The 25,775-nt window shown below is 63.6% G+C and carries 19 protein-coding genes; 11 read left to right on the plus strand and 8 right to left on the minus strand.

What is annotated here, in order from left to right; all coding sequences use genetic code 11:
* Positions 1–304 precede the first annotated feature (304 nt).
* Complete coding sequence (locus RBH19_RS13290; RefSeq protein WP_306729344.1) at positions 305–1,279, plus strand: malate dehydrogenase; 975 nt, start codon at positions 305–307, stop codon at positions 1,277–1,279.
* Between the two features lie 123 nt (positions 1,280–1,402).
* On the opposite strand, the gene RBH19_RS13295 is transcribed toward RBH19_RS13290, so the two are convergent.
* Positions 1,403–2,488: a diguanylate cyclase domain-containing protein gene (locus RBH19_RS13295; protein WP_306729345.1), complete on the minus strand. Its 1,086-nt coding sequence runs from the start codon at positions 2,486–2,488 to the stop codon at positions 1,403–1,405.
* A 292-nt stretch (positions 2,489–2,780) separates the two neighbouring features.
* Between RBH19_RS13295 and RBH19_RS13300 the strand changes: the two genes are divergently transcribed.
* Both RBH19_RS13300 and RBH19_RS13305 read left to right on the plus strand, forming a co-directional pair.
* Positions 2,781–5,282: an acyl-CoA dehydrogenase gene (locus tag RBH19_RS13300; protein WP_306729346.1), complete on the plus strand. Its 2,502-nt coding sequence runs from the start codon at positions 2,781–2,783 to the stop codon at positions 5,280–5,282.
* A complete protein-coding gene (locus tag RBH19_RS13305) occupies positions 5,263–6,501 on the plus strand; it encodes a DUF4286 family protein (RefSeq protein WP_306729347.1) in 1,239 nt (412 codons plus the stop codon). Before RBH19_RS13300 ends, RBH19_RS13305 begins: the two co-directional genes overlap by 20 nt.
* A gap of 10 nt (positions 6,502–6,511) precedes the next feature.
* Here RBH19_RS13305 and RBH19_RS13310 read toward each other — a convergent pair whose 3' ends face one another.
* The 5 genes from RBH19_RS13310 to tsaD all read right to left on the minus strand — a co-directional run bounded on the left by RBH19_RS13310 (position 6,512) and on the right by tsaD (position 11,267).
* Positions 6,512–7,798, minus strand: coding sequence for an MFS transporter (locus RBH19_RS13310; protein WP_306729348.1), 1,287 nt, complete (start codon positions 7,796–7,798; stop codon positions 6,512–6,514).
* A gap of 151 nt (positions 7,799–7,949) precedes the next feature.
* Complete coding sequence (locus tag RBH19_RS13315; protein WP_306729349.1) at positions 7,950–9,314, minus strand: S41 family peptidase; 1,365 nt, start codon at positions 9,312–9,314, stop codon at positions 7,950–7,952.
* Position 9,315: 1 nt separating this feature from the next.
* Positions 9,316–9,834 carry a 2-amino-4-hydroxy-6-hydroxymethyldihydropteridine diphosphokinase gene (gene folK, locus RBH19_RS13320; protein ID WP_306729350.1) on the minus strand — a complete coding sequence of 173 codons (519 nt, stop codon included), beginning with the start codon at positions 9,832–9,834 and terminating at the stop codon, positions 9,316–9,318.
* Positions 9,834–10,202 (minus strand): dihydroneopterin aldolase, encoded by a 369-nt coding sequence (gene folB, locus RBH19_RS13325; protein WP_306729351.1) that lies wholly within the window; start codon positions 10,200–10,202, stop codon positions 9,834–9,836. The genes folK and folB overlap by 1 nt, the downstream gene beginning before the upstream one ends.
* A gap of 42 nt (positions 10,203–10,244) precedes the next feature.
* Positions 10,245–11,267 carry a tRNA (adenosine(37)-N6)-threonylcarbamoyltransferase complex transferase subunit TsaD gene (gene tsaD / locus RBH19_RS13330; protein WP_306729352.1) on the minus strand — a complete coding sequence of 341 codons (1,023 nt, stop codon included), beginning with the start codon at positions 11,265–11,267 and terminating at the stop codon, positions 10,245–10,247.
* Positions 11,268–11,360: 93 nt separating this feature from the next.
* Here tsaD and rpsU point away from each other — a divergent pair, with 93 nt between their 5' ends.
* The 4 genes from rpsU to rpoD all read left to right on the plus strand — a co-directional run bounded on the left by rpsU (position 11,361) and on the right by rpoD (position 16,035).
* Positions 11,361–11,576 carry a 30S ribosomal protein S21 gene (gene rpsU, locus RBH19_RS13335; protein ID WP_306729353.1) on the plus strand — a complete coding sequence of 72 codons (216 nt, stop codon included), beginning with the start codon at positions 11,361–11,363 and terminating at the stop codon, positions 11,574–11,576.
* Positions 11,577–11,665: 89 nt separating this feature from the next.
* Entirely contained in the window at positions 11,666–12,109 is a 444-nt protein-coding gene (locus tag RBH19_RS13340; protein WP_306729354.1) for a GatB/YqeY domain-containing protein, read from the plus strand.
* Between the two features lie 170 nt (positions 12,110–12,279).
* Positions 12,280–14,046, plus strand: a complete 1,767-nt coding sequence (gene dnaG / locus RBH19_RS13345; protein WP_306729355.1) for a DNA primase — start codon at positions 12,280–12,282, stop codon at positions 14,044–14,046.
* A gap of 168 nt (positions 14,047–14,214) precedes the next feature.
* Positions 14,215–16,035 (plus strand): RNA polymerase sigma factor RpoD, encoded by a 1,821-nt coding sequence (gene rpoD / locus RBH19_RS13350; protein WP_306729387.1) that lies wholly within the window; start codon positions 14,215–14,217, stop codon positions 16,033–16,035.
* Between the two features lie 25 nt (positions 16,036–16,060).
* Here the strand turns inward: rpoD and RBH19_RS13355 are convergent, their stop codons facing one another.
* Both RBH19_RS13355 and RBH19_RS13360 read right to left on the minus strand, forming a co-directional pair.
* The gene (locus RBH19_RS13355; protein WP_306729356.1) at positions 16,061–17,698 is read right to left on the minus strand and encodes an FMN-binding glutamate synthase family protein; all 1,638 of its coding nucleotides are present in this window, start codon (positions 17,696–17,698) and stop codon (positions 16,061–16,063) included.
* Positions 17,699–17,831: 133 nt separating this feature from the next.
* Positions 17,832–18,530, minus strand: coding sequence for an energy transducer TonB (locus RBH19_RS13360; RefSeq protein ID WP_306729357.1), 699 nt, complete (start codon positions 18,528–18,530; stop codon positions 17,832–17,834).
* Positions 18,531–18,793: 263 nt separating this feature from the next.
* Here RBH19_RS13360 and RBH19_RS13365 point away from each other — a divergent pair, with 263 nt between their 5' ends.
* From RBH19_RS13365 to RBH19_RS13380, 4 genes are all read left to right on the plus strand, one after another.
* On the plus strand, positions 18,794–20,455 hold the full coding sequence (locus RBH19_RS13365) for a M28 family metallopeptidase (protein WP_306729358.1): 1,662 nt from the start codon (positions 18,794–18,796) through the stop codon (positions 20,453–20,455).
* 150 nt (positions 20,456–20,605) lie between these two features.
* Positions 20,606–21,913, plus strand: coding sequence for a diguanylate cyclase (locus RBH19_RS13370; protein WP_306729359.1), 1,308 nt, complete (start codon positions 20,606–20,608; stop codon positions 21,911–21,913).
* Between the two features lie 88 nt (positions 21,914–22,001).
* Positions 22,002–23,162 carry a trans-sulfuration enzyme family protein gene (locus tag RBH19_RS13375; protein WP_306729360.1) on the plus strand — a complete coding sequence of 387 codons (1,161 nt, stop codon included), beginning with the start codon at positions 22,002–22,004 and terminating at the stop codon, positions 23,160–23,162.
* A gap of 47 nt (positions 23,163–23,209) precedes the next feature.
* On the plus strand, positions 23,210–25,624 hold the full coding sequence (locus tag RBH19_RS13380) for a prolyl oligopeptidase family serine peptidase (protein WP_306729361.1): 2,415 nt from the start codon (positions 23,210–23,212) through the stop codon (positions 25,622–25,624).
* Positions 25,625–25,775 lie beyond the last annotated feature (151 nt).

The following is a 25,775-nucleotide window of genomic DNA, read 5'->3' on the forward strand; positions in this document are numbered from 1 at the left end:
CCCTGAGCCGGCAACCACACCCGAATTTCCTCCCCGCTTTTCCGCGAAGAGCCAAAATTTTTCACCGCGGATAGACGGGGAAGGAGCGGGCCGCCGGGGCCGCCTCCGCCAGGCGACCACGGCACGCGGACGCCGGTGGGCGCGAAATCGGCGTAATCAGGCGCTTCCTGTTAGAATGTGCGGCTTTCCCGGCCCGCCCCCAGCCGCGGCAGCGGTGCCGGAGCCACCCGCGCCGGGCAAGGCGGACGGGTGCGAAACACCGGATTCGCCTTTCCTTCGAGCATTCAATTTCAGGGAGCCAATGATGAAGAAACCGCTTCGCGTCACCATTACCGGGGCCGCCGGCCAGATCGGCTACGCCCTCGCCTTCCGCATCGCCTCCGGCGACATGCTGGGCAAGGATCAGCCGGTCATCCTGCAGCTGCTGGAAATCCCCCCGGCCATGGACGCGCTCAAGGGTGTGGCCATGGAACTGGATGACTGTGCCTTCCCGCTGCTGCAGGACATCATCTGCACCGATGACCCCAACGTGGGCTTCAAGGACAGCAATGTGGCCCTGCTGGTCGGCGCCCGCCCGCGCGGCCCCGGCATGGAGCGCAAGGACCTGCTGGAAGCCAATGGCAAGATCTTCGGGCCCCAGGGCAAGGCCATCAACGACCACGCCAGCCGCGACGTCAAGGTGCTGGTGGTAGGCAACCCGGCCAATACCAATGCCCTGATCGCCCAGGCCAATGCGCCGGACATCAATCCGCGCCAGTTCACCGCCATGACCCGGCTGGATCACAACCGTGCCCTGGCCCAGCTGGCCGGCAAGACCGGCCAGCATCACACCGCCATCAAGGGCATGATCATCTGGGGCAACCACTCCGCTACCCAGTATCCGGACATCGCTCACTGCACGGTGGACGGCAAGGGTGCCAAGGATCTGGTGGACGAAGGCTGGTACAAGGACGATTTCATTCCCACGGTTCAGCAGCGCGGTGCCGCCATCATCAAGGCCCGCGGCGCCTCCTCGGCCGCTTCCGCCGCCTCCGCAGCCATCGACCACATCCGCGACTGGCACCTGGGCAGCAACGGCGAATGGGTCAGCATGGCCGTTCCCAGTGATGGCAGCTACGACATCAAGGAAGGCGTGATCTACTCCTTCCCGGTCATCTGCAAGGACGGCGATTACGAGATCGTTCAGGGTCTCGATATCGATGACTTCAGCCGGGAACGCATGGACCTGACGGACAAGGAACTGCGTGAAGAGCGCGACGGTGTGAAGGATCTGCTGTAAACCGCCCTTTCGCCGTCCATCCGGAAAAGCCCGCCAATCACTGGCGGGCTTTTTTTTGGTTCTTCGCGGAGAAGCGGGAAGCGGATTCGGGTTGGGTTGCCGAGGCGGGTCTTGGCGGCAGTGCTAGCCACTGCCTCGCTGGCGTTCTCCGCCGCCGCCGAAAACCTCCTGCAGGCGGCTGATCACTCGAGATGCGGAAGCCGCGGGCAACCGCTCCAGCATTTTCTTCAGCCGGCTGAACAGGGCCTCCTCGAGCTGCGCGGCGGGATCATCACCGGGTGAACCGGCCTGTGGCCGCAGGACGATGCCACCGCTTCCCTGCCTGGCCGCCGCCTGCACGGCCGCCTGCGCGGCCTTGTAGATGGCCTCGATACTTTCGGACTCGTCACTGCCCGGCAGATAGGCGCCCACTGCGACCTGAAGCCGGATGCCGTGCTCACCGGCAAAGCGACGCTCGCCCAGGGTCTCGCTGATACGTTCAGCCAGGGCGCGGACACCCTCGGCATCGCATTCCGGGCACACGGCCGCGAAACGGGCACTGCCCAGGCGAGCAATCACGTCTTCCTCGCGCAGGGTGGCCGCCAGCTGCTGACCCACCTCCCGCAGCACATCCACGGCCACCCGTTTGCCCCGTTCCCTGACCAGGGACTCGAAATCCAGGATATCCAGACGCATGACGGCCATGGGCAGGTCGTGACGCAGGCCCCAGGCACGACTCTCCCGCAGGCGCTGCTCGAAATAACGGCTGTTACCAAGACCGGTAACCGTGTCCTGGATATTGGCTTCTTCCAACTCGCTGGTACGCCGACGCATGCGATCGTGGGTGGCATGGGCGCGGGCGCGGGCCAGCAGCTGGGCCCGGTCGAAGGGTTTGGTGATGAAATCGGTGGCACCCAGATCCAGGGCCTTGTCCCGTGCTTCATCTTCATCGTTGCCGGTCACGATGATGACCGGCAGCTCCCGGATCCGCTCCTCACCGGAATCCCGGATTCGCCCCAGGAGCTCGAAGCCATCCATGCCCGGCATGCCCACATCCGTGAACAGGGCCAGAATTTCGGGATCCTTGTGCAGACGATCCCAGGCGGCCAGCCCGTCCACTTCCACGATCAGATCGAACTCGGCATCCAGAATCTTGCTGGCCGACAGCCGCATGACCTTGGAATCGTCGGCGACCAGTATGCGTGGCCGGGCTTCACTGGCATCACTCATCGGCTTGAAATCCTCATCGGCTTGAGCCCTGTCCCTGCGACATCACGACCGCCCCACGGAATGCGGCCGCCTTTTCCAGCTTATGTACTGTCGACCCCGCCCGCCCCCCCGCGTGCCATGCCTGCAGAAGCGGCGAAATGCTTTCACTGCGGCGCTCACCATTCTATAGTGACCACGCAGATTCGGCACCGGTGTCCGGCACCGGCCTTGCCGCACGGGGGGGCGTTCCTTGCTCCATACTCTTTACCATAGCTGGAATTGATCCAGTCTGGCGACATTCGGGAGTCGAACCTTGATAACCGCCATCACCATCGCCGCCATGTTCCTGATGGTCCTGATCCTTCTCTACCGGGGATCGGGGCTGCTGCTCACGACCTTCAGTCTCGCTCTGCTGCTCGCGGCCTACAGTGCCTATCAGGCCATCGTGGGTGACGTTGGCCCCGGGGTGATCGCGAGCTGGAGCATCCTGTTGCTGGCCGCCGTGGTATTCAATATACGACCGCTGCGACGACGGCTGATCAGCAGCCCCGGCCTGAAAGCCTTCCGTCGCATCATGCCCGACATGTCGGACACCGAACGCGAGGCCCTCGAGGCTGGCACCGTGTGGTGGGAAGGCGAACTGTTTTCCGGTCGCCCGGACTGGAACCAGCTCTCGGCCCTGCCGGCCGGGGTGCTCAGTGACGAGGAACAGGCCTTCCTGGATGGGCCGGTGCAGGAACTCTGCGCCATGGTGGATGAATGGAAGGTCACTCACGAATGGGGGGACCTGCCTCCCGAGGCCTGGGCCTTCATCAAGGAAAATGGCTTTTTCGCCATGATCATTCCAAAGGCCTATGGTGGCCTTGAGTTCTCGGCTCTGGCCCAGTCGGAAGTGCTGACCCGAGTGGCCGGACACAGCCCGACGGCCGCTTCGCTGATCGCCGTACCCAACTCACTCGGCCCGGGTGAACTGCTGGAAAAATACGGTACCGATGAGCAGAAGAACCACTATCTGCCGAGACTGGCACGGGGCGAGGAAATCCCCTGCTTCGGCCTGACCGGGCCGCGCAATGGCTCGGATGCCGCCTCCCTGACCGACACCGGCATCGTCTGCAAGGGTGAGTGGCAGGGGCAGGAGGTGACCGGCATTCGCCTGAACTGGAAGAAGCGCTACATCACCCTGGCGCCTGTGGCCACGGTACTGGGTCTCGCCTTCAGGCTGTATGACCCGGATCACCTGATGGGCGACACCGACGATTACGGCATCACCGCGGCCCTCATTCCTACCGATCTGCCGGGTGTTACCACCGGGCGACGGCACTTCCCCCTCAACATCCCCTTCCAGAATGGCCCCACGGAAGGCGAAGACGTGTTCATCCCCCTGGATTTCATCATCGGCGGGCCGGCCATGGCCGGTCAGGGCTGGCGCATGCTGATGGAATGCCTGGCGGCCGGGCGGGCCATTTCCCTGCCGTCCAACACCACGGGGGGTGCCCTGGCGGGTATCTACTCCACGGGCGCCTATGCCCGACTGCGCCGGCAGTTCAACATGCCCATCGGCAAGTTTGAAGGCGTGGAAGAGGCCCTGGCGCGCATGGGCGGCTATGGCTGGATCATGGACGCCGCCCGGCGCGTCACCGCCACCGCCATTGATCAGGGGCAGGAACCACCGGTGGCCGGCGCCATCCTCAAGTACCACGTAACCGAGATGGCGCGCGTGGTGGGCAATGACGTCATGGACGTGCAGGCCGGCAAGGCCATCTGCATGGGGCCGCGCAACAATACGGCCCGGGGCTATCAGAGCATTCCCATTGCCATCACGGTGGAAGGAGCCAACATCCTGACCCGCAACATGATCATCTTCGGTCAGGGTGCCATCCGCTGCCACCCCTGGGTACTCAAGCAATTGCACGCCGCCCTGGAGACGGATCAGAAGAAGGCCGTGCGCGAATACGACGCGGCTCTGTTCGGTCACCTGGGCTTTACCATGAGCAATGCCGTCCGGGCCTTCTGGCTGGGCCTGACCCGGGGACGTGGCACCAGCGCCCCGGGCGGCGATACCCGGCGCTACTACCAGCACATCAGCCGTTTCAGTGCCGCCTTCGCCCTGATGGCCGATGTCAGCATGCTCACCCTGGGTGGTGCACTCAAGAAACGCGAACGCATTTCCGCGCGGCTCGGGGACATGCTCAGCTACATGTACCTGGCCTCCATGGTGCTCAAGCGCTATGAGGATCTCGGCCGGCCCGGGGATGACCTGCCTTTCGTGGAATGGGCCTGCCGTGACCTGATTTACAAGCTCCAGGAACAGCTTCATGGCCTGCTGCGAAACTTTCCCAGCCCCTTACTGGCGCGCATCCTGCGGCTGATGGTATTTCCCCGAGGGCGCAGTTTCTCCGCTCCCAGTGATGCCCTGGGCCACCAGATCGCCGATCGCCTCATCAGTGAAAGCTCCAGCCGGGAGCGGCTCACGCGACCGGTCTATGTTGGCCAGGACGGGCCCATGAAACAGCTGGCGGATGCCCTGGCCATGGTGGACGCCGTCGAGCCACTGGAGAAGCGGGTGCGGGAGGCCGTTCGCAATGGCCGCATTCCGCACCGGGCAGCGGCGGAACAGTATCGCCTCGCCGGGGAGGCCGGCATTCTGGACGACGAGGAATGCAAACTCATGCTGCGTTACGACGCCCTGCTGACGGAAATCATCGCGGTGGACGACTTCGACGGCCGGGAACTGGGCACACGCCCCTTCGACGGCATTCCGGCCCACAGCGGCACTGACCGGGATGCCGGCCAACGTGACCACGTTGACGCCTGACAACGGCGAGGTCATTTATGAGGTGACCCTGGAGGTCGCCCCCAGGCGCATCGAGGATTTCGACGCCTGGCTACCCGGCCATGTGCGGGAACTGCTGGCCCAGCCGGGTTTCTTCGCGGCACGCATCCAGCGTGACCGGGAAAAGGCAGCAGACGGCTGGCATCGACGGGTAGTGAGCTACCGGCTGCGCAACCGCGAAGCCCTGGACGACTATCTGGCCGGGCCTGCGGAGGCCCTGCGGGCCGATGGCGTTGAGCGCTTTGGCAAGCAGATGCGTGCCAGTCGGCGGGTACTGACCGTGAAGGCCCATCTGAGCGATCTGGGCGAGTGCGAAAACTGCGCCAGCCCGCTATACGGTCAGTATTGTCGCGACTGCGGCCAGCGCCGGGACTCCCCCATTCAGAGCCTGCCCCGGATGGGCCGGGAAGCGCTGGATCACCTGTTCAATGCCGACAGCCGAATCTGGCGCACCCTGCGCGATCTTGCCCTGCGGCCGGGGGCACTGACCCATCGCTACCTGCACGGGGGCCGGGTACATTACACGCCACCGTTCCGGCTCTACATTCTTCTCAGCCTGCTGTTCTTCCTTGGCCTCTCCCTGCTCGGGGGGCAGAACCTGCCCTTGTTCCAGTTCGGGGCCGAGCCACTGTCGGCGGATGTGAGCCGCCAGGACGAGCAGATCGAACGCGGCATACAGCGTTGCCTGGAATCGGACATGAGCGCATTCGGCATCGGTTTTGCCGGCCTGGAGCCGGAACGCCTGACCCGGCGCATGCGCACCCTCTGCATCCAGGTCGCCGCCGGCGACACTCAGGGCGTCTATCGTCAGGTCCTGGGCAATGCCTCAACCGCCCTGTTCCTGATGCTGCCCCTGATGGCGGGCTTCATGCGGGTGATCTACCCGCTATCGCGGCGGTATTTCGTCAATCACCTGCTCTTTCTCACCCACTTCCACGCCTTCCTCTTCCTGCTCCTGATCGTTCTGGGCGGCAACAGCCTGCTGGCCACTCGACTGGACATCGGCGGTGCCTGGCTGGGCTGGACATGGGCCATCGGGGTGGTGTGGATATTCATCTGGCTGGGCATGGCCCTGCGCCGGGTCTATGCACAGGGCTACTTCCTGACCGCCGTGAAATACCTCTTGCTGGCCGGTGCCTATCTGTTCGCACTGCCGCTGCTGATCGTGGCCCTCCTGATCTGGACCCTCGCCGGCTTCTGACAGCATGGCTTCAGGGCCGGTGATCGTCGGTATTGGGCTCTTCCTGCCGGCTCCAGTCGGGTTCTTCCGGCTCGACTTCCGTGCGTGGATCCATTTCCGAAATCAGGGTGGAACCCGTACGCGGCATGGCCACGAAGGGCTCCTGGTCTTCCACGGCCACTTCGGCCGGGCGCCGACGCAGCGCGGTAATGACCGCGGCAACGGCACACACCAGCGCGATGAACAGGAACAGGCCCTGGGGCCCGATCAGGGCCATCAGAAGAGCCGCCCCAACCGGGCCCAGGGTGGCGCCGACACCATAGGTCTTGATCAGCGTCGCACTGGTGGACACCAGTTGCTGCTGATTGACGTAGTCGGTGACATGGGCCACCGACACGGGATAGATGGTCGCACCCACGCCCCCCATGAGCCCGGCCAGGATCAACAGTGGCCACATGCCGGTGTCACCCAGCAGGGCGAGGGCAAGGCTGATGACACTCACCAGCGCCAGCAGCAGCACCAGCACATTGAGGCGGTCATAGAAGTCGGAAACATGCCCCACCGGCCACTGCAGCACCAGGCCGGACAGCACGGCCACCCCCATGAGCAGTGACACACCCCCGGTAGTCAGGCCGATGTTGGTACCGTACACGGCACCCAGGGCATAGAAAGCACCGAACATCAGCCCGGCGGCGAAACAGCCACCCACGCCGAACGGGGCCAGGCGCATGAGATGACGCAGACGGGTGCGCACGCCCTGGGGCGCCTGGGGGTGGACACTGCGACTGAGCGCGATGGGCACCAGGCAGAGGGAGAACAGCAGGCCGGCCACGAAGTACAGCTCCAGGCCTTCCACATCGGCCAGGTTGAGAAGGAACTGTCCGAGTCCGAGCCCGAGAAAACTGATGACCATGTAGAACGAGAAAACCCGGCCTCGCATCCGGGGTTCGGCCCGCTCGTTCAGCCAGCTCTCGATGACGATGAACATCCCCATCATGGTCATGCCGTTGATGATTCGAAGCACAATCCAGATCCAGGGGCTGAGGATCAGACCGTGCACCATGATGACGGCGCAGCTCAGGGCGGCGAAAGCGGCAAAGGCACGGATATGCCCCACACGATGAATGATGCGGTAGCAGACGATGCCACCCAGCATCATGCCGGCATAAAAGCCGCCCATGATCAGACCGATCAGGGGATCCGCCAGTCCGCTGATACCCATCTTGAGACTGAGCAGGGTCCCCAGCAGGCCGCTCCCCAGCAACAGGAGGAAGGTGGAGAAAAGCAGCGCCGCCAGCGATAGCAGGGTCTGCCGCATCGTCAGCTGTCCTTGTTGGCGAATGGTGAAGGTGTGAGCGTCATGATGAAGGCTTGCCGGTGAGAGCGGCAAGGCCCCCGTCACGGAATCGCCAGCCGCTGCGGTTCCGGGTCAAGGTCCTTGCAGCACCCGTTGCAGAAGGGAAAAGCGTTCAGCGCATGCCGGCATTGCGCGGGTTCCAGTCTTCACCATCATGCAGCCGGGGACGATGGATACGGGCGGATTTCTCGCGCGCCAGCCGGGCCGCCGCCGTATCACAGCTCCCGGTTTCGATGTAGTGAAGGGCCTGGGCAAGACTGGCTTCCTCCGGGTCGCCAAAGGCCAGCCCGGTGTCGTCCGACGCCTCGCAGGTCGGCGGCAGACCATCGAAATAGTCACCCTCGTCACTGGCATTGCGCAATTCGAAAGCGGTGGGGAAAAGCAGGAGGTCACACACATCGAATCCGTAGGAGCCGACCGGCTTGCCGAAGGTGGTGTCGCCGATGATTTCCACGTCCATGAAGGGGCGCAGACCGGTCACGATCAGTTCACTGGCGGAGGCCGTGCGTCCGGTGGCCAGCACCACCAGGCGATCCAGACCCAGCGCTGCGGTTTCCTGCTTGAAGGTTCGCGTCACGTCGTTGCCGCTGCGGGCATCGTTGTGCAGCAGTTGCACGAAAACCTCATCCACGACACGGCCGCCGCCGATCTGTCCGGCCAGTTGCTCGGCCACAGCGATGCGCCCGCCACCGTTGTAGCGCATGTCCAGAATGAGCTCATCCACGTCGGCCTCGGACAGTTCGACAAACAGCTCGTCAAGGCGCGCTCGTGCCGGCTCGATGAAGCTGCGAAAGAGAAAATAGGCCACCCGGCGCTCATCGGGAAGATCGAAGTAGCTCACCGCCGTGACGGAATCCACCGGAAACTCGGCCTTTTCCAGTTCCACGGAATACTCCTCACCGGCCGGGCGTCTCGCCGTCAGACTGACCGGCTCGCCCACCACATTGGGACCGAAGGCGGCGCCCAGGCCTTCATTGAGAAACCAGTCTTCCACCGTACGTCCGTTGATGGTCAGCAGGCGATCACCACGGCTCATGCCGGCAGCTGCCGCCGGCCCTTCCTCGAACACGTCCACGACACGATAGTCGTCCGGCGCCTCCAGCAGGGCAAGCGAGATTCCGATGCCAATGGTGATGCCTTCTTCGGTAAAGCTCAGAGTGCTCTCGCGATCCGCCAGGAAGGAAAAGCGATCAGGCGGATCCACTCGCAGGGCATCGAGCATCTGCTGGGGGGATGCGAAATGGCTTGGATCCCGCTCGGGCATCTGGTCCACGTAGAGATACCAGGCCTGCATGATATTCCGCACCCGCCGGTTCTGCCCCACGGTGGAACAGGCCAGCTGGTTCTCCGCCTGCTGGAAACCCGCCGTCTGATTATCCTGGATGTCACTGAGACAGGCAGTGAGAATCAAGGGCGCCATGATGGCCGACAATGTCATCAGGATTGCACGACGATGGTTGGCTGGCTGTCGGGTCATGTCAGTCTGTTACTCCGGCCGGCAGATCCAGGCGCACAAGGCGCAGGTCCCCGCGGTCAATACTGTCCCGGTGGTGATTCCAGAGGGCACGCATGCTCAGACCTTCCACCGGGTGCTGCAGTTCAGGGGCCAGCTCGGCGAGTGGCCTCAGTACGAAAGCATAGCGGATGATTTCATCCCGTGGCAGATGGGGCTGGCTGCCCGGCGGCGTGACACGCTGTCCGACCATGAGCAGATCCAGATCCAGCACCCTGGGAGCAAAGCGCACGCCATCGCGCTGGCGCCCGCAGGCATCTTCGATCTCGTGAAGGGCATCATTCAGCGAGGCCGGCTCGAGATCACTGTGAAAGCGCACCACGAGATTGATGAAATCGTCGCCGTCGAAGCCCACCGGGGTGGAGCGATAGACCGGGGAGATTCGAATGGGACCGAAACGCTGCCGCAAGGCCTCCAGGCCCAGAACGATGTGGCGCTCGGGGTCGATATTGCTGCCGGCACCGACATAGACCACGTTGTCCATCAGACCTCCGCGTAATCGTCCTGCCGACGCTGGATTCGAACCCCCACGTCCGCCGCGTCGGTGAGTGCCCCCTTTTTGTTGAGGGTCAATCCCACCGATGTGACACCGAACTCCCGCACGATGAGTTCACAGATGGACTCCGCCAGGCGCTCCACCAGCTGGTAGTCGCTGGCCTCCACATGCGCCACCACGGCCTTCGCCACCGACTTGTAATCCAGGGCGTCCTCGATGGCATCGCTTCTGGCCGCCGGACGAATGTCCGTGCTCATTTCGATGTCAAACACGATTTCCTGAGCCAGCCGGCGCTCCCACTCGAAGATGCCGACGATGGTTCGGGCCCGCAGGCCGCGGATGTAGACCGTATCCATTCACATTTCCCTGCTGGAAGATTGCAAGCGAAGAGATCCCGTTCAGGCGGCCGCCGTTGGCGGCCGGAGCTCATCCAGACGCCAGCGGGCGCGGGCCGAGATCCCGGGCGGGGTCACCTCCCCGGCCCTCAGGCGGCAATAGCCGGCGAAGGCGATCATGGCGCCATTATCGGTGCAGAACTCCGGCCGGGGAAAGTGCAGACTCGCATCCTGCGCTTCGCACATGGCCGCCATGGCCCTGCGCAGGCGGCGATTGGCTCCCACGCCGCCGGCAATGACCAGGCGGCGCAAACCGGTCTGGCGGATGGCCCGGCGACACTTGAGTACCAGGGTATCCACCACCGCTTCCTCGAAACTGCGGGCAATATCCGCCTTGAGGGTCGGTGAAGGCTCCGCTTTCTGCAGGGCATAGGCCACAGCGGTCTTGAGCCCGCTGAAACTGAAATCCAGGCCAGGTTTGCGGGTCAGCGGGCGGGGAAAATCGAAACGGGCGGTGCCCGTCTCGGCCAGTTCAGCCAGGGCAGGGCCCCCGGGATAGGGGAGGCCCAGCAACTTGGCCGTCTTGTCGAAGGCCTCGCCGGCGGCGTCATCGATGGACTGGCCGACGGTCTGGTACCGGCCCAGGCCTTCCACCGCGACCAGTTGGCTGTGCCCGCCGGAGACCAGCAGGGCCAGGAAGGGAAACTCGGGCGGATCGTCTTCCAGCAAGGGCGCCAGCAGATGACCTTCCATGTGATGGACACCCAGCGAGGGCACGCCCCAGGCCCAGGCCAGGCTGCGTCCGAGGCTGGCGCCCACCAGCAGCGCCCCCACCAGACCGGGCCCGGCGGTGTAGGCGACTCCGTCAATGTCGGTCGGCCCGCAATCCGCCGCGGCCAGAGCCTCCCGCACCAGCGGGGCCAGCTTGCGGATGTGATCCCGGGAGGCCAACTCGGGCACGACACCGCCGTAGACGGCGTGGGCATCCACCTGGCTGTGGAGCACATGGGCCATCAGGCCACGCTCGCCGTCATAGACGGCGACGCCGCTTTCGTCGCAGGATGTTTCGATGCCCAGCACACGCATTGCAAATCCCCGGGAATGTCTATAAAATTGCGCGCCTTTCCCCGGCGCCGCCGTGTGTGCGCCAGGAAATCCAATTCAGAGGTGAGAGTTTACATGCCCAGCGTACGCGTCAAAGAGAACGAGCCCTTTGAAGTCGCTCTGCGCCGCTTCAAGCGTTCCTGCGAAAAAGCCGGTGTGCTGACCGAAGTCCGCCGCCGCGAACATTATGAGAAGCCGACCCAGGAACGCAAGCGCAAGCGCGCCGCCGCGGTGAAGCGCCACATGAAGAAGCTGTCCCGCGAAAAGGCCCGTCGCCAGCGCCCTTACTGAGGGCGTCTGACACCAGGACCGTTCGCCCGCCCGAACCACGGATGAGTGAGTTCGGGCCCCGGATTCCGCCCGCTTCGGATTGTCTGACCATGAGCCTGCGCAACCGCATTCAGGACGACATCAAGACCGCCATGCGCGAGAAGCAGCGTGAGCGGCTGGCCATTCTTCGCATGCTTTCGGCTGCCATCAAGCAGCGGGAAGTGGACGAGCGCATCGAGCTGAGTGAAGCCGACATCACCGCCGTGCTGGAGAAGATGGTCAAGCAGCGGCGGGAATCCATCCGTCAGTACGAGGAAGGTGGCCGCAGCGACCTGGCCGAGAAGGAAGCGGCGGAAATCGTCGTGCTGGAAGAATACCTGCCCGAACCGCTGTCCGAAGACGAGCTCAACGGCCTGATCGACGCGGCCATCAAGGAAAGCGGGGCGGAATCCATGAAGGACATGGGCAAGGTCATGGGCCTGCTCAAGCCCCAGGTTCAGGGCCGTGCCGACATGGGTGCCGTCAGCCAGCAGATCAAGGCCCGCCTGAGCTGATCCCGCCTCCCGCCGGCGGCGAGCAGGCGGCCCAACGGCGACTCCCCCACTGCATTCGCTCACCGAGGCACCACCGTGCCGGCGGCCTGCTATATTCTGAGGACAGGCCCGGCGGGAGCCACCGTCGGCCGATATCCGTCCATCATTCATCCGGCGACCGGTGAGGGAGCATGGCCCGCATCCCCCAGCATTTCATCGACGAGCTGCTCGCCCGTACGGATATCGTCGACCTGATTGACGGCCGTGTCCCCCTCAAGAAGAAGGGCAGCGAGTACGCGGCCTGCTGCCCCTTCCACAGCGAGAAGACCCCCTCCTTCTACGTCGTTCCCGACAAGCAGTTCTACCACTGCTTCGGCTGCGGCGCCCACGGCACCGCCCTGAGCTTCCTGATGGAATACGACAACATGGAGTTCCGGGATGCCGTGCGGGAGCTGGCCGATGCCGCCGGACTGGAAGTGCCCGAGGACGATGACAGCGGCCCCGGGCCAGACCCGGATGGCGCCCTGCGCGAGGCCCTCGCCCACGCCGACCAGTGGTTCCGCCAGCAGCTCAAGCAATCGTCAGAAGCCAAGGCCTACCTGAAGGGGCGCGGCCTGTCCGGGCGCACGGCGGCGGATTTCGGCCTCGGCTACGCCCCGGAGGGGTGGAGTGGCCTGCTGGATACGGCGGCCAATGAGGCCCGTCGGGATGCCTTGCTCGCCACCGGCATGCTGATCCGCAATGACAGGGGCCGGGTCTATGACCGCTTCCGCGGCCGGGTCATGTTTCCCATCCGCGATACCCGCGGGCGCACCATCGCCTTTGGCGGCCGCATCATCGGCGAGGGCGAGCCCAAGTACCTCAACAGCCCCGAGCACCCCCTCTTTCACAAGGGCCAGGAGCTTTACGGCCTGTACGAGGCCCGCCAGGCCCTGCGGGACATTCCTCGCCTGCTGGTGGTGGAAGGCTATATGGACGTCATCGCCCTGGCGGATGCGGGCATCCACTGGGCGGTGGCGACCCTGGGCACCGCCGCCACACCCGACCATCTCAACAAGGCCTTTCGTACGGCCAATGAAGTGGTGTGCTGCTTCGACGGCGACAACGCCGGCCGCCGCGCGGCCTGGCGGGCACTGGAGAACGCCCTGCCAGTCCTCAGGACCGGTCGGGAACTGCGCTTTCTCTTCCTGCCGGAGGGCGAAGACCCGGATTCCATGGTGCACAAGGAGGGTCGCGAGGCCTTCGAGACCCGCGTGGCCTCGGCCACCACCCTGTCGCGCTGGCTGCGTGAGCGCCTGAGTGAGGGGCTTGCCCTGGACACGGCCGAAGGGCGGGCCGGGCTGGTTGCCCGGGCCCGGCCGCTTCTGGACAAGGTGCGTGACGAGGTCTACCGCAGCCTGCTGGCCGATGAACTGGCCGATGCCGCCGGGCTGGCTCCCGAACGCTGGGCCGCAATGCTCGCTCAGGGTGGAGAGCGGGCGGGCCCGAAAGACGCGGCGGCACGGCGTCAGGCCCAGCGCCCCCCGCGACCGGCCCTGCGCCTGACGCCGGTGCGCGAGGCCATTGCCCTGATCCTGCAGGCACCGCCTCTGGCCGCGGACATTCCCGATCGGGCCGCCCTGGCCCGACTGGACATCAAGGGCGTCAGCACCCTGAGCGAACTGATCGAACAGGCAGGCGAGACCGAGCTGACCACGGCCAGCCTGCTGGAACGCTGGCGCGACCGCCCTGAACACCCTCATCTCGCCCGACTGGCCGCTCACCCCATTCCCGGGGATGAAGACAGCCGGCGGGAAAGGCTGCTGGACATCATCCGACGCCTGATCGGCCCGCGAGCGGTGGAAGCCCGGCTGGAGGCCCTTTTGAAGCGGGAATCCGAATCCGGCCTCAATGCGGAGGAAAAGAGCGAACTCAAGGCGCTCTACCGGGCCAGACTGGAGCACCAGCGCACCGGCTGACGAACGGCGCAGGACTGCCGGGAAGCGAGACAGGACGGGAACTTGAAGCGGATTTGACTGCCTGAGAGAGAGGATTGGGCGCGAGGGAAAGCCCCGCTCCGACTGGAAAAAACGCGGAACGGCCGATATACTGGTCTGTTTCACTGCCCACGAAATCGGGCAGCCACCCTGAAGGCCTTACAGAGCGAACACTACCCGACTATGGCACAGGATCGCAAGAAGCAGCTGAAACGTCTGATCGCCGTCGGCAAGGAAAAGGGTTACCTGACCTACGCCGAAGTCAACGACGCCCTCCCGGACGACATCGTCGATCCCGAGCAGGTGGAAGACATCATCAACATGATCAACGACATGGGCATCGCCGTGCATGAAGTGGCGCCCGACTCGGATCAGCTGCTGATGTCGGATGCCGCCGTCTCACCGGACGAGGACGCCGCCGAGGAAGCCGCTGCTGCGCTGGCTGCCGTGGACAATGAGTTTGGCCGCACCACGGATCCCGTGCGCATGTACATGCGGGAGATGGGCTCGGTGGAGCTGCTCACCCGCGAAGGCGAGATCAAGATCGCCAAGCGCATCGAGGAAGGCCTGAACGAGGCGCTGGAAGCGCTGGCCCTCTTTCCCCGCGCCTCCACCCTGCTGCTGGCCGAGTTCGAAGCGCATCAGGAAGGTGAGGCCCGTCTGCCCGACATCCTGACCGGTTTCCGTGACCCGGACACCATGGAAGAGGAAGTGCTCAACAAGGGCGACGAGGACGAGGAAGAAGAGCCTCAGGACACCGGCCCCGACCCGGAAGAAGTGGAAAAGCGCATGGCCGCCCTGCGCCGCGCCCACGACAAGATGATCCGTGCCCTGAAGAAACACGGTCCGCAGGACGACAAGGCGCGTGAGCTGGTTCAGAAGAACGCCGAACGCTTCCTGGCCTTCAAGCTCAACGCCCGCTTCGTCGGCCGTGCAGCGGAAGAGCTGCGCGATGTCATGGTCCGGATTCGCAAGCTGGAACGGGAAATCATGCGCATCAGCGTCAAGGACGCCGGAATGCCGCGCAAGGAGTTCATCAAGTGCTTCCCGGACAATGAAACCTCCACCGACTGGCTGGATCGTCAGATCCGCGCCAAGCGCAAGTGGTCCTCCGGACTGAACCGCCACCGGGACGCCATCGTGCGGGTGAAGGAAGACCTCAAGACCCTGGAGGAAGAAACCTTCCTCAACATCGCCGATGTGAAGGAGATCAACCGGCGCATGTCCATTGGGGAGGCCAAGGCCCGTCGTGCCAAGAAGGAAATGGTCGAGGCCAACCTGCGCCTGGTGATTTCCATCGCCAAGAAGTACACCAACCGTGGCCTGCAATTCCTGGATCTGATCCAGGAGGGCAACATCGGCCTGATGAAGGCGGTGGACAAGTTCGAGTACCGGCGGGGTTACAAGTTTTCCACCTATGCCACCTGGTGGATCCGCCAGGCCATTACCCGCTCCATCGCCGACCAGGCCCGCACCATCCGCATTCCGGTGCACATGATCGAGACCATCAACAAGCTCAACCGGGTCTCGCGTCAGATGCTGCAGGAAATGGGTCGCGAGCCCCAGCCGGATGAACTGGCCGTGCGCATGGAAATGCCCGAGGAGAAGGTTCGCAAGGTGATGAAGATCGCCAAGGAACCCATCTCCATGGAAACCCCCATCGGTGATGACGAGGATTCTCACCTGGGGGATTTCATCGAGGATGTGACGGTGATCAGCCCGGTGGATTCCGCCACCGCCTTCGGCCTGCGCCAGGCCACCGGCAATGTGCTCGCCGGCCTCACGCCCCGCGAAGCCAAGGTGCTGCGCATGCGTTTCGGCATCGACATGAACACCGACCACACCCTGGAAGAAGTGGGCAAGCAGTTCGACGTCACCCGCGAACGCATCCGCCAGATCGAAGCCAAGGCCCTGCGCAAGCTTCGTCACCCGAGCCGTTCGGATCAGCTGCGGTCTTTCCTCGAAGACTGATTTCGGACTGATTCCGGCCGGGCGATCAAGGCCCCGGGGTTTTCAGAAACCCCGGGGCTTTTTTGTTTGCGTGAGGCCGAAAGGACGCCGCCTGTGCCCGCTGCCACGGCTCGGCATACCAATCGGGTACGGCCCCGGCGCCGTCGAGCAGACAGCCGGGTGCCAGCCAGGGGTAGAAATCCCGATAACTGATCACATTGCGTTCGTCCATGCGGTGATGAAACAGCTCGGGTGTGAACTCACCGGGATGACGCAGGCCAGTCACGGCCATCAACTCGAGCAGATGCGCGATGGTGTGTCGATGATAGCGGCAGACCCGTTCCGCCTTGTCGGGCACATTCAGGCCGCTGGTACGCAGGGGGTCCTGGGTGGCAACTCCGGTGGGACAACGGTTGGTTTCGCATTTGCGGGCCTGGATGCAGCCCAGGGCGAACATCATGCCGCGCGCCGAGTTGCACAGGTCGGCGCCGAGAGCAATGTTGCGCGCAATGTCAAAGGCCGAGATCACCTTGCCGGCGGCGATGAGGCGAATCCCGTCCCTGAGACCGGCACCATTGAGCGTGTTGTGGATGAATACCAGACCATCCCGCAGCGGCGCGCCGACGGAATTGGACAGCTCAAGCGGTGCCGCCCCCGTACCGCCTTCACTGCCATCGACGGTAATGAAATCCGGCTGAACTCCGGTCTCCAGCATGGCCTTCACCAGCGCCATGAATTCAACCCGGCGACCGAGGCAGAGCTTGATCCCCACCGGCTTGCCGCCCGAAAGCTCCCGCAGACTCTGCAGGAACTCCAGCAGACCGACCGGACTGTCAAATTCCGGATGGCAGCGCGGCGAAATGACATCCGTCCCCATGGCAACTCCACGGGCCTGGGCGATTTCACGGCTCAGCTTGCTGGCCGGCAGGATGCCACCACCGCCCGGCTTGGCACCCTGGGACAATTTGAGCTCGATCATGCGCACCTGCGCTTCCACCGCCTTGGCCCGAAACTGCTCGGGATCAAAACGGCCGTCCTCCCGACGACAGCCGAAATAGGCTGTGCCGATGCCCCAGACCAGGTCACCACCCCCCTCCCGATGATAGCGGCTGATGCCACCCTCACCGGTGTTGTGCGAGAAACCGCCCAGCCTCGCTCCGCGGTTGAGTGCCGCGATGGCGCGCCCTGACAAGGCACCAAAACTCATGGCCGAGATATTCAGGTGAGAGGACTGATACGGTTGACGGCAGGCAGCACCGCCGATGTGGACCCGCGGTTCGACCTGAAGGCGTTCCTCCGGCTGCATGGAGTGATTGAGCCAGTCATAGTTGCTGCCATAGACGTCCTGGATGGTTCCGAAGGGCAGAACGTCATTGACACCCTTGGCACGACGGTAGACCAGGGCGCGCTGTTCATGACTGAAGGGATAGCCGTCGCGGTCGGACTCGATCAGGTACTGTCGAAAATGATCACGAAAATCCTCGATCAGATAGCGACCGTGACCAATCAGGGGGAAGTTACGCAGCAGGGTGCGGCGGCGCTGGATCAGGTCATGGGCGATCACCAGCCACACGATCGCCAGCAGTGCCAGGGCCCACCAGCCGCTACCGCTTTGAACAGTGGCTGCGATAACAATGGCGCTCAGGGCAATGACGGTTGCGAGAATGAGGGTTTTGGCAGGCATGATCCGTCAGCTCCGGTTCCGATCCTGGGCTGACAGCATAACGAAGGCGGATGTCACTGGCGAGAAGGACATCCCTGTCCCGTGAGTGCATGAGCAAACCGGCCATAATCAGGGAGGCTGGCCGGAACCACCGTCAATCGATGGTGAAGTCAATCGTCTCGGTCAGGGTCGTTTCCACGGCGCGCCCATTGACGATGCGTGGCTGAAACTCCCAGCGTTCAACGGCGCGCTGGGCGCTGTTGTCGAAAACGGTGCCGGGGCTGGACTCGAGCACACGGACATTACGTGTCTTGCCATCGGTCCCCACCGTGAATTCCACAATGGCAAAGCCTTCAATTCGATTGCGGTAAGCCTGACCGGGATAACGCGGTGCCTCGATCAGAACCGGTTGAAGCTCGCGATTCTGTACATCGGTACTGGCTGCGGGCGTACGCGATGCTCCAGGCGCTTCATCCACCACACGCCGGTCGCTGCGGTCATCCCGGCTCGGGCGAATATCCATCTCGAGTGGAGCGTTTCCGGAGGAACCGAACGCCGGCTCCAGGGCAAAGTCACTACGATCCAGTCGCAGGCTTTCCCGATCCACGGACGGGCGTTCGCGCTCGCCACTGCGGCGCTCAATGCCGCGCAGGCCACCGGAACCCGGCGCACCGACGCGATAACTGCCCAGATCGGTGGAGGCCCCACTGGATCGACGTTGCTCAGAGCGCTCCTGACGTTCCTCTTCCTCTTCCGGTTCCACCGCCGCGGCGGCGGACAGGGAAAGCGAAAAGGCGATGGCGGCAGTCAGCAGCACGGGTGCTGTGGTCAGTCTGAAAGTACGATGTGTCATGGCATCCCCCTGGAAGGTAGCGACCGCCGGGTGACAATCACCCAATGTCAATATGGGCCAGCAACCCGCCCAGGTCAAACCTGAAGGGCTGGCAAATCGACTGACGGCCACAAAAGGCGGAAGACCGGCCGTTTCAGGGCCATTTTTCCCTCGTAACCACCGAATCCCCGGCTTCAACTCCTTTCAGCTGAGTTCGGCGGCAAATGCGCTTACACTACCCCCTCGAAACATTCCGCCCGATGACACTGACAGGAAGACCGACCATGCTTTCACGCCGACTTCTCATGATCACTCCAGCGGCGGCTGGAATGATCCTCATTGTGGCCTGTGGCGATACATCCCGGAGCGCCCCGGAACAGCTCATCAGCGAAGACAAACTGCACGAGCACATTGCCGTGCTGGCCTCGGACGGGTTTCAGGGCCGTGCGCCCGCCACGGAAGGCGGCAGGAAAACCGTCGCTTACCTGAGCGAGCAGCTCCAGGCCCTGCTGCTTGCCCCGGGCAATGAGGGACGCTACACCCAGACCGTCGACATGGTCTCTGTCCGACTGGGGCAGGAACCCGAACTGTCGCTGAGCGGTGATGGCTTTTCCCAAACGCTTCGCTACGGCGACGAGATGATGATCTGGAGCCCTCTCCAGGAATCCGACATCGAGGTCAGCGACAGTGAACTGGTCTTTGTCGGTTACGGCAGTGTGGCCCCGGAATATGACTGGGACGACTATGCCGGCCTTGATCTGGAAGGAAAGACCGTGGTCATGCTGGTCAATGACCCGGGATTTGCCAGTGGAGACGACGCGCTGTTCAACGGCCGCGCCATGACCTATTACGGCCGCTGGACCTACAAGTTCGAGGAAGCCGCCCGTCAGGGTGCCCGCGGGGCCCTGATCATTCATGAAGATGAAGCGGCGGGTTACGGCTGGGAAGTGGTCAGTGGCAGCTGGTCCGGCCCCCAACTGGCCCTGGATCATGACGGCGATGACCCGCAGCTTGCCCTGGAAGGCTGGCTGAGCCTTTCGGCGGCCGAGGCGCTTTTCGAGGCCAGCGGCCACGATCTGGATGCACTGCGCGAAGCCGCACGGCAGCCCGGCTTCGAAGCCGTTGCGCTCGACGCCCGGGCCAGAACGCGCCTGGAGAACCGCTTCGAACGCTCCCGCTCGGACAATGTCATCGCCTACCTGCCGGGCAGCAAGCGCCCCGACGAGGCCATCATCTTCACCGCCCACTGGGATCACCTGGGTGTGGACGAGGAAGACGACAGCCTGATCTACAACGGTGCCGTGGACAACGCCAGCGGCACCGCCGCCGTGCTGGAGCTGGCCCGCGTCTTTTCGGAAATGGACACCGCGCCGGAGCGCAGCATCGTCTTCCTGCTGGTCACGGCCGAGGAGCAGGGGCTGCTGGGTTCCCGCTTCTACGGGGAGAACCCGGTCTTTCCACTGTCAAAGACCGTGGCGGGCATCAACCTGGACAGCATGAACGTCTTTGGCCCGACACGTGATGTGACCGTGGTCGGCTATGGCAACTCGGCCCTGGATGAGCATCTGCGCCGTGCCGCCAAGGCCCAGGGTCGTCACCTGCGTCCGGAACCCCATCCAGAGCGGGGCTACTTCTATCGCTCCGACCATTTCAGCCTGGCGCGGCACGGCGTACCAGTGCTCTATCCGAACCCGGGGATCGACCACGTAGAACGCGGCGTCGAGTTCGGAGAAGCCTGGATGGCCGACTATCAGCAGAACCGCTATCACCGACCCGCTGATGAATATGACCCGGCCTGGGATCTCTCCGGACTGGCCCTGGATACGGCGCTGGTGATGCGGGTGGCCCTGGCGCTGGCCAACAGCAAGGACTGGCCGAACTGGCAGCAAGACAATGAATTTCGAGCCATTCGCGACGAAAGCCGACGGGCGGAGAAGAATCACTGACGGGAGGCGGGACAGGGATTGCCCCGGGGGCCTGGAATGGCGTTATATGTAAGGTGAGATGTGCCCGAGGGAATTGGGGGCGGGCACATCGGACATTCATTTTCGACCCGCGGGTCGTCAACGAGACAGCATTGCACTGGGGGAAGCGGGATGAACATCCTGGTTGTGGACCATTCCAAGGTCTTTCGCGCGCTCTGGCATCGGCTGGTACTGCAGGCCGGCCATGAACCCATCATGGTGGCCACGGGCGAGGAAGGCATGGAGGTGCTGGCCAAGCGGCGAGTGGATCTGGTCTGCGTTTCCCTCACCCTGCCGGATACCGATGGCATCGAGTTCTGCCGCCAGGCCCGCAAGACCCGGCGAGGCCGGCATGTGCCCTTGATCCTGCTCACTTCCACCGAAGACAAGCAGGCACGCATGGAGGCCTTCGAAGCCGGTGCCACGGATATTCATCCGAAAACCGACATTGAGGAACTGTTCAATCAGGCCGCCCGCTTCATCGAGGAAGACGAACGACGCATTTCCGGGCGCGTGCTGTACGTGGAAGACAGTTCCGTGGTGGCCCATGTCATGCTGCGCATTCTGGAACGCCTGGGCCTGGAGGTGGATCACTTCACCAGCGCCACCGAAGCCTATGAGGCTTTCGGCCAGCATGCCTACGACCTGGTGGTCAGCGACATTCTGGTGGAAGGGGAAATGAGCGGCATGGGCCTTGTCAGCCGTATTCGTGAGAAGTTTCCGGACAAGGCACGGGTTCCGATTCTGGCCGTCTCCGGCATGGATGACATCACGCGCCGAATGGAGCTGTTCCGCCTCGGCGTCAATGATTTCATTTCCAAGCCCGTGGTGGAGGAAGAGGTCATTGCCCGGGTGAGCAACCTGATCTCCAACAAGCAGCTCTTCGATCAGGTCCGCGCCCAGCGCCGGCATCTTTATGAACTGGCCATGATCGACCAGCTCACCGGCCTCTATAATCGCAATTCCCTGGCCGAGTTCGGCAACAAGGCCTTTGCCGAATCCAATCGGCACGATTTCCCCCTCAGTCTGATTCTCATCGACGTCGACCACTTCAAGCAGATCAATGACACCCATGGGCATTTGACAGGCGATGAAGTACTCGCCGCCGTGGGTGAAATGCTCAAGCAGAACTGCCGCAAGGAAGACTTTGCCGTTCGCTTCGGGGGCGAAGAGCTGATGCTGATCCTGCCCCACTGCAGCCTGGAGGACGCGATTGAGCGGGCGGAAGGACTGCGCCGGGAGATTCATGAGCTCAAGCCCTCCGGCATTGAACTGACAGCCAGTTTCGGTGTGACGTCACGACCGCTCGGTGTGGAAACGGCGATGGAAGAGCTGTTCCGGGTTGCCGACAAGGCCGTCTATCAGGCCAAGGATGCGGGCCGCAATCGGGTGGTGGCACTGCGGGCCGAGGATCACCCGGCCGAGGTCGCCAACGGCTGAATCACCCGCTTGCATGCCGGGGCGGCATCCCGTCGGCGGGTGTGGTAACTTCCCCTCTCCTCAAGGCAGCAGGGATCGGCACCGTCTCATGGATTCCCCGGACGATCAGGGCATCACCCGATTCGAAACACTGGCCGTTCATGAAGGTCGCCAGGTGGACCCGGTCAGCGGCGCGGTCACCCCCGCCATCCAGCCCAGTACCACCTTTGAACGCGACGCCGACGGCGGCTATTCCCGCGGGCATGTCTACAGCCGTCAGTCCAACCCCAACCGCCAGCAACTGGAAACCTGCCTGGCGGCCCTGGAGGGTGGTCAGTCCGCGCTCGCCTTCGCCTCCGGCAGCGCCGCCACCATGAGCATCCTGCAGCTGCTACGCCCCGGCGATCATGTGCTGATCACGGATGACGCCTACCACGGCAGTCGTCACCTGCTTGATACCCTGTTCCGGCAATGGGGTCTGCAGCACGACCGGGTGGACACCACGGACACGGAGGCGGTGGCAGCGGCAATCCGGCCGGATACCCGCCTTCTCTGGATCGAATCCCCATCCAACCCGCTGCAGGGTCTGAGTGACCTGGAGGCCCTGGGCGCACTGGCCAGCGAGCACGAGATCATCACCGTCTGCGACAACACCCTGGCCAGCCCGGTAGGCCAGAATCCACTCCGACACGGCATGGATCTGGTTTTGCACAGCAGCACCAAATATCTGGGTGGTCACAGTGATCTGCTGGGTGGCGCCGTCATCCACCGGGACAATTTCGCCCAGGCCCAGGCCCTGCGTGACATCCAGAGTGCGGGCGGTGCCGTTCCCTCCGCCTTTGATTGCTGGCTGCTCCTGCGCAGCCTGAGCACCTTGTCGGTGCGGGTTCGGGCGCAGGCCGACAGTGCCCGCACCCTGATGGAGCGCCTGGATGAACATCCGGCCGTGGAAACGGTCTTTCATGCCATGCATCCGAATCACCCGCACCGTGCGCGGGCAAAGCAATACCTGCGCGGTGGCGGTGCCCTGTTTGCCTTCACCGTGCGTGGAAAGGCCGATGACGCCATGCGCCTGGTGGCCGCAACGCGACTGTTTACTCGCGCCACCAGTCTGGGCGGCGTGGAAAGCCTGATCGAGCACCGGGCCTCCATCGAAGGGCCGGGTACACGAACACCGGACACGCTGGTGCGCCTGTCCATCGGACTCGAGCACGTGGAGGATCTCTGGGCCGATCTGCAACAGGCGCTCGAGCACATTCGAAAGGATTGATTCGATTTCTCCCCCGATCTGCAATGACATCTCAGTGAGGAATATTCATGACTGACATGAGAAAACGACTGGCTGCTATTGCGCTGGCCGGGCTGATGGCCCTGCCGGCGATGCTCGTCGCCGACGATAAGATCACCCTGGAACGCATCATGGCCCACCCGGACTGGCTGGGTAACGCACCCGAAAGCTGGTATTGGCGTGAGAACAACCGGGAAGTCATCTTTCAGCAGAAGCGCGAAGGTGAAGATATTCGTGATGTCTTCCGTCTGGATGTGGACAGTGGCGAGATCGAACAGGTCAAGCCCCGCGACATGGGGCGTATTGGCACGCCCGGGGGGGATCTGGACCGAAGCCAGCGCCGACTGGCCTTCGCCCGCAATGGTGATGTCTTCGTCAAGGCCCTCGACTCCGGCAAGCTGCGGCAACTTACCCGCAATGCCCAGGGCGCCACTGACGTGCGCTGGCTGGCGGATGATTTCCGCGTAACCTGGCGCAGCGGCCAGAGCTACTTCGCCTACGACCTGGAAAGCGGTCTGGTGGAGCAGCTGGCCGACATCCGTCTGGAGAAGGATCCACTGGCCGAGGAAGAGCGATTCGACTTCCTGGGTGATCAGCAGGCACGCCTGTTCACCACCCTGACCCGTGAGCGGGACTCGGAAACGGCGCGCCAGCGTCATGACCGCGAACTGGCCCGCCAGGACCGCAGCCGTCACCACCGGGTACATTTCCTGGGCGATGACATCCGCACGCCCGTTCAGAGCATCGCCCCCAGCGGCGACCAGATGCTGCTGGTGATCGAGCCGGCCAATCACGACGGTGGACGCAGCGGCACCATGCCCGCCTATGTCACCGAGAGCGGCTACGTGGAAGCCCGGGACGTGCGCACCCGGGTCGGCCAGAACCCGCCGGTGGGCCAGAAACTGTGGCTGCTGGACCTGGAAAGCGGTGAACGCCGGGAACTGGACCTGTCCGCCCTGCCCGGCATCGATCAGGATCCGCTGGCAGACCTTCGGCCCCAGGCCCTGGAATGGCATGTGGCCCACGGTGCCCCGCGGTATCAGGTGGAGCAGGCACTGAAGGCCCCGGATCAGCGTGACGTCCGCGTCATGGGCATCCGCTGGGATCGGGACAACAACCGGGCCGCCGTCATGCTGCGCGCCGTGGACAACAAGGACCGCTGGATCGCCGTGGTGGATCCCGAATCGGGCGACATGCGCAGCTGGCACCGCCTCACGGATCCGGCCTGGATCAACTGGGCCTTCAACGAGTTCGACTGGCTGCCCGATGGCAGCGGCCTGTGGTACCTGTCCGAGGAAAGCGGCTTCGCCCACCTCTACGTCAGCCAGCGCCCCAACCGTTCCCGTGCCCTGACCGAAGGCCGCTTCAAGGTCAACAACATTCAGCTGAGCCGTGACGGCGAGTGGTTCTATCTGCGCGCCAACGCCCCCCACCCCGGGATCTATGAAATCTTCCGCGTGCCGGTGGCTGGCGGTGAGCTGGAACAGCTCACCGAGCTGGGTGGCCAGAACGATTACCGCCTTTCGCCCCGGGGCGACCGCCTGATCGTGGAGCACGCCAATGCCATGACGCCGCCGGAACTGTACGGTGTCAAGGTGGGTGAGCCGGCCTCCGCGACTCGCCTGACCCACACCGTGTCCGAGGCCTTCCTCGAGCGGGACTGGATTGCGCCGAAGTTCGTGGAGGTGCCTTCCTCCCATGTGAATGACCCCATTCACACCCGCCTCTATCTGCCGCCGGACTTCGACCCCGAGCAGGAATACCCGGCCGTTTTCTTCGTCCACGGCGCCGGCTATCTGCAGAATGCCCACCAGGGCTGGTCGAACTATTTCCGGGAGTTCATGTTCCACAGCCTGCTGGCCCATGAAGGCTATGTGGTCATGGACATGGATTACCGTGCCTCGGCCGGTTATGGGCGGGACTGGCGCACGGCCATCTATCGCCAGATGGGGCATCCGGAACTGGAAGACCATGTGGACGGCGTCCACTGGGTAATCGAGAACTACAGCGTGGACCCGGATCGCATCGGCATCTACGGTGGTTCCTACGGCGGTTTCATGACCTTCATGGCCCTGTTCCGTGAACCAGGCATGTTCGCTGCCGGTGCGGCCCTGCGCCCGGTGAGCGACTGGGCCCATTACAACCACCCATACACGTCCAACATCCTCAACACGCCACTGCTAGACCCCATGGCCTTCGAGAAAAGCTCGCCCATCGAGTTTGCCGAAGGTCTGGAAGCCCCGTTGCTGATCACCAGCGGCATGCTGGATGACAATGTCTTCTATCAGGATGTGGTGCGCCTTACCCAGCGCCTGCTGGAACTGGAAAAGGAAGACTTCGAAAACGCCATGTATCCCCTGGAGCCCCACGGCTTCGTGCACCCGGAAGCGTGGCTGGATCAGTATCGGCGGATCTACAAGCTGTTCGACCAGCATGTGAGATAAGGCCACAGGAAGTCGATGGCTCGAAGGAAAGGGGGCGGTTGATGACCGCCCCCTTTTTTCGTTGTCGTTGTCGTTGTCGTTGTCGTTGTCGGCATTTTAAGGGTTCGAGAAAGCCGATTACGATTACGACACAAATGCGTAGGGAACGTAT

Source organism: Natronospira bacteriovora (assembly GCF_030848495.1).
Taxonomy (GTDB): Bacteria; Pseudomonadota; Gammaproteobacteria; order Natronospirales; family Natronospiraceae; genus Natronospira; species Natronospira bacteriovora.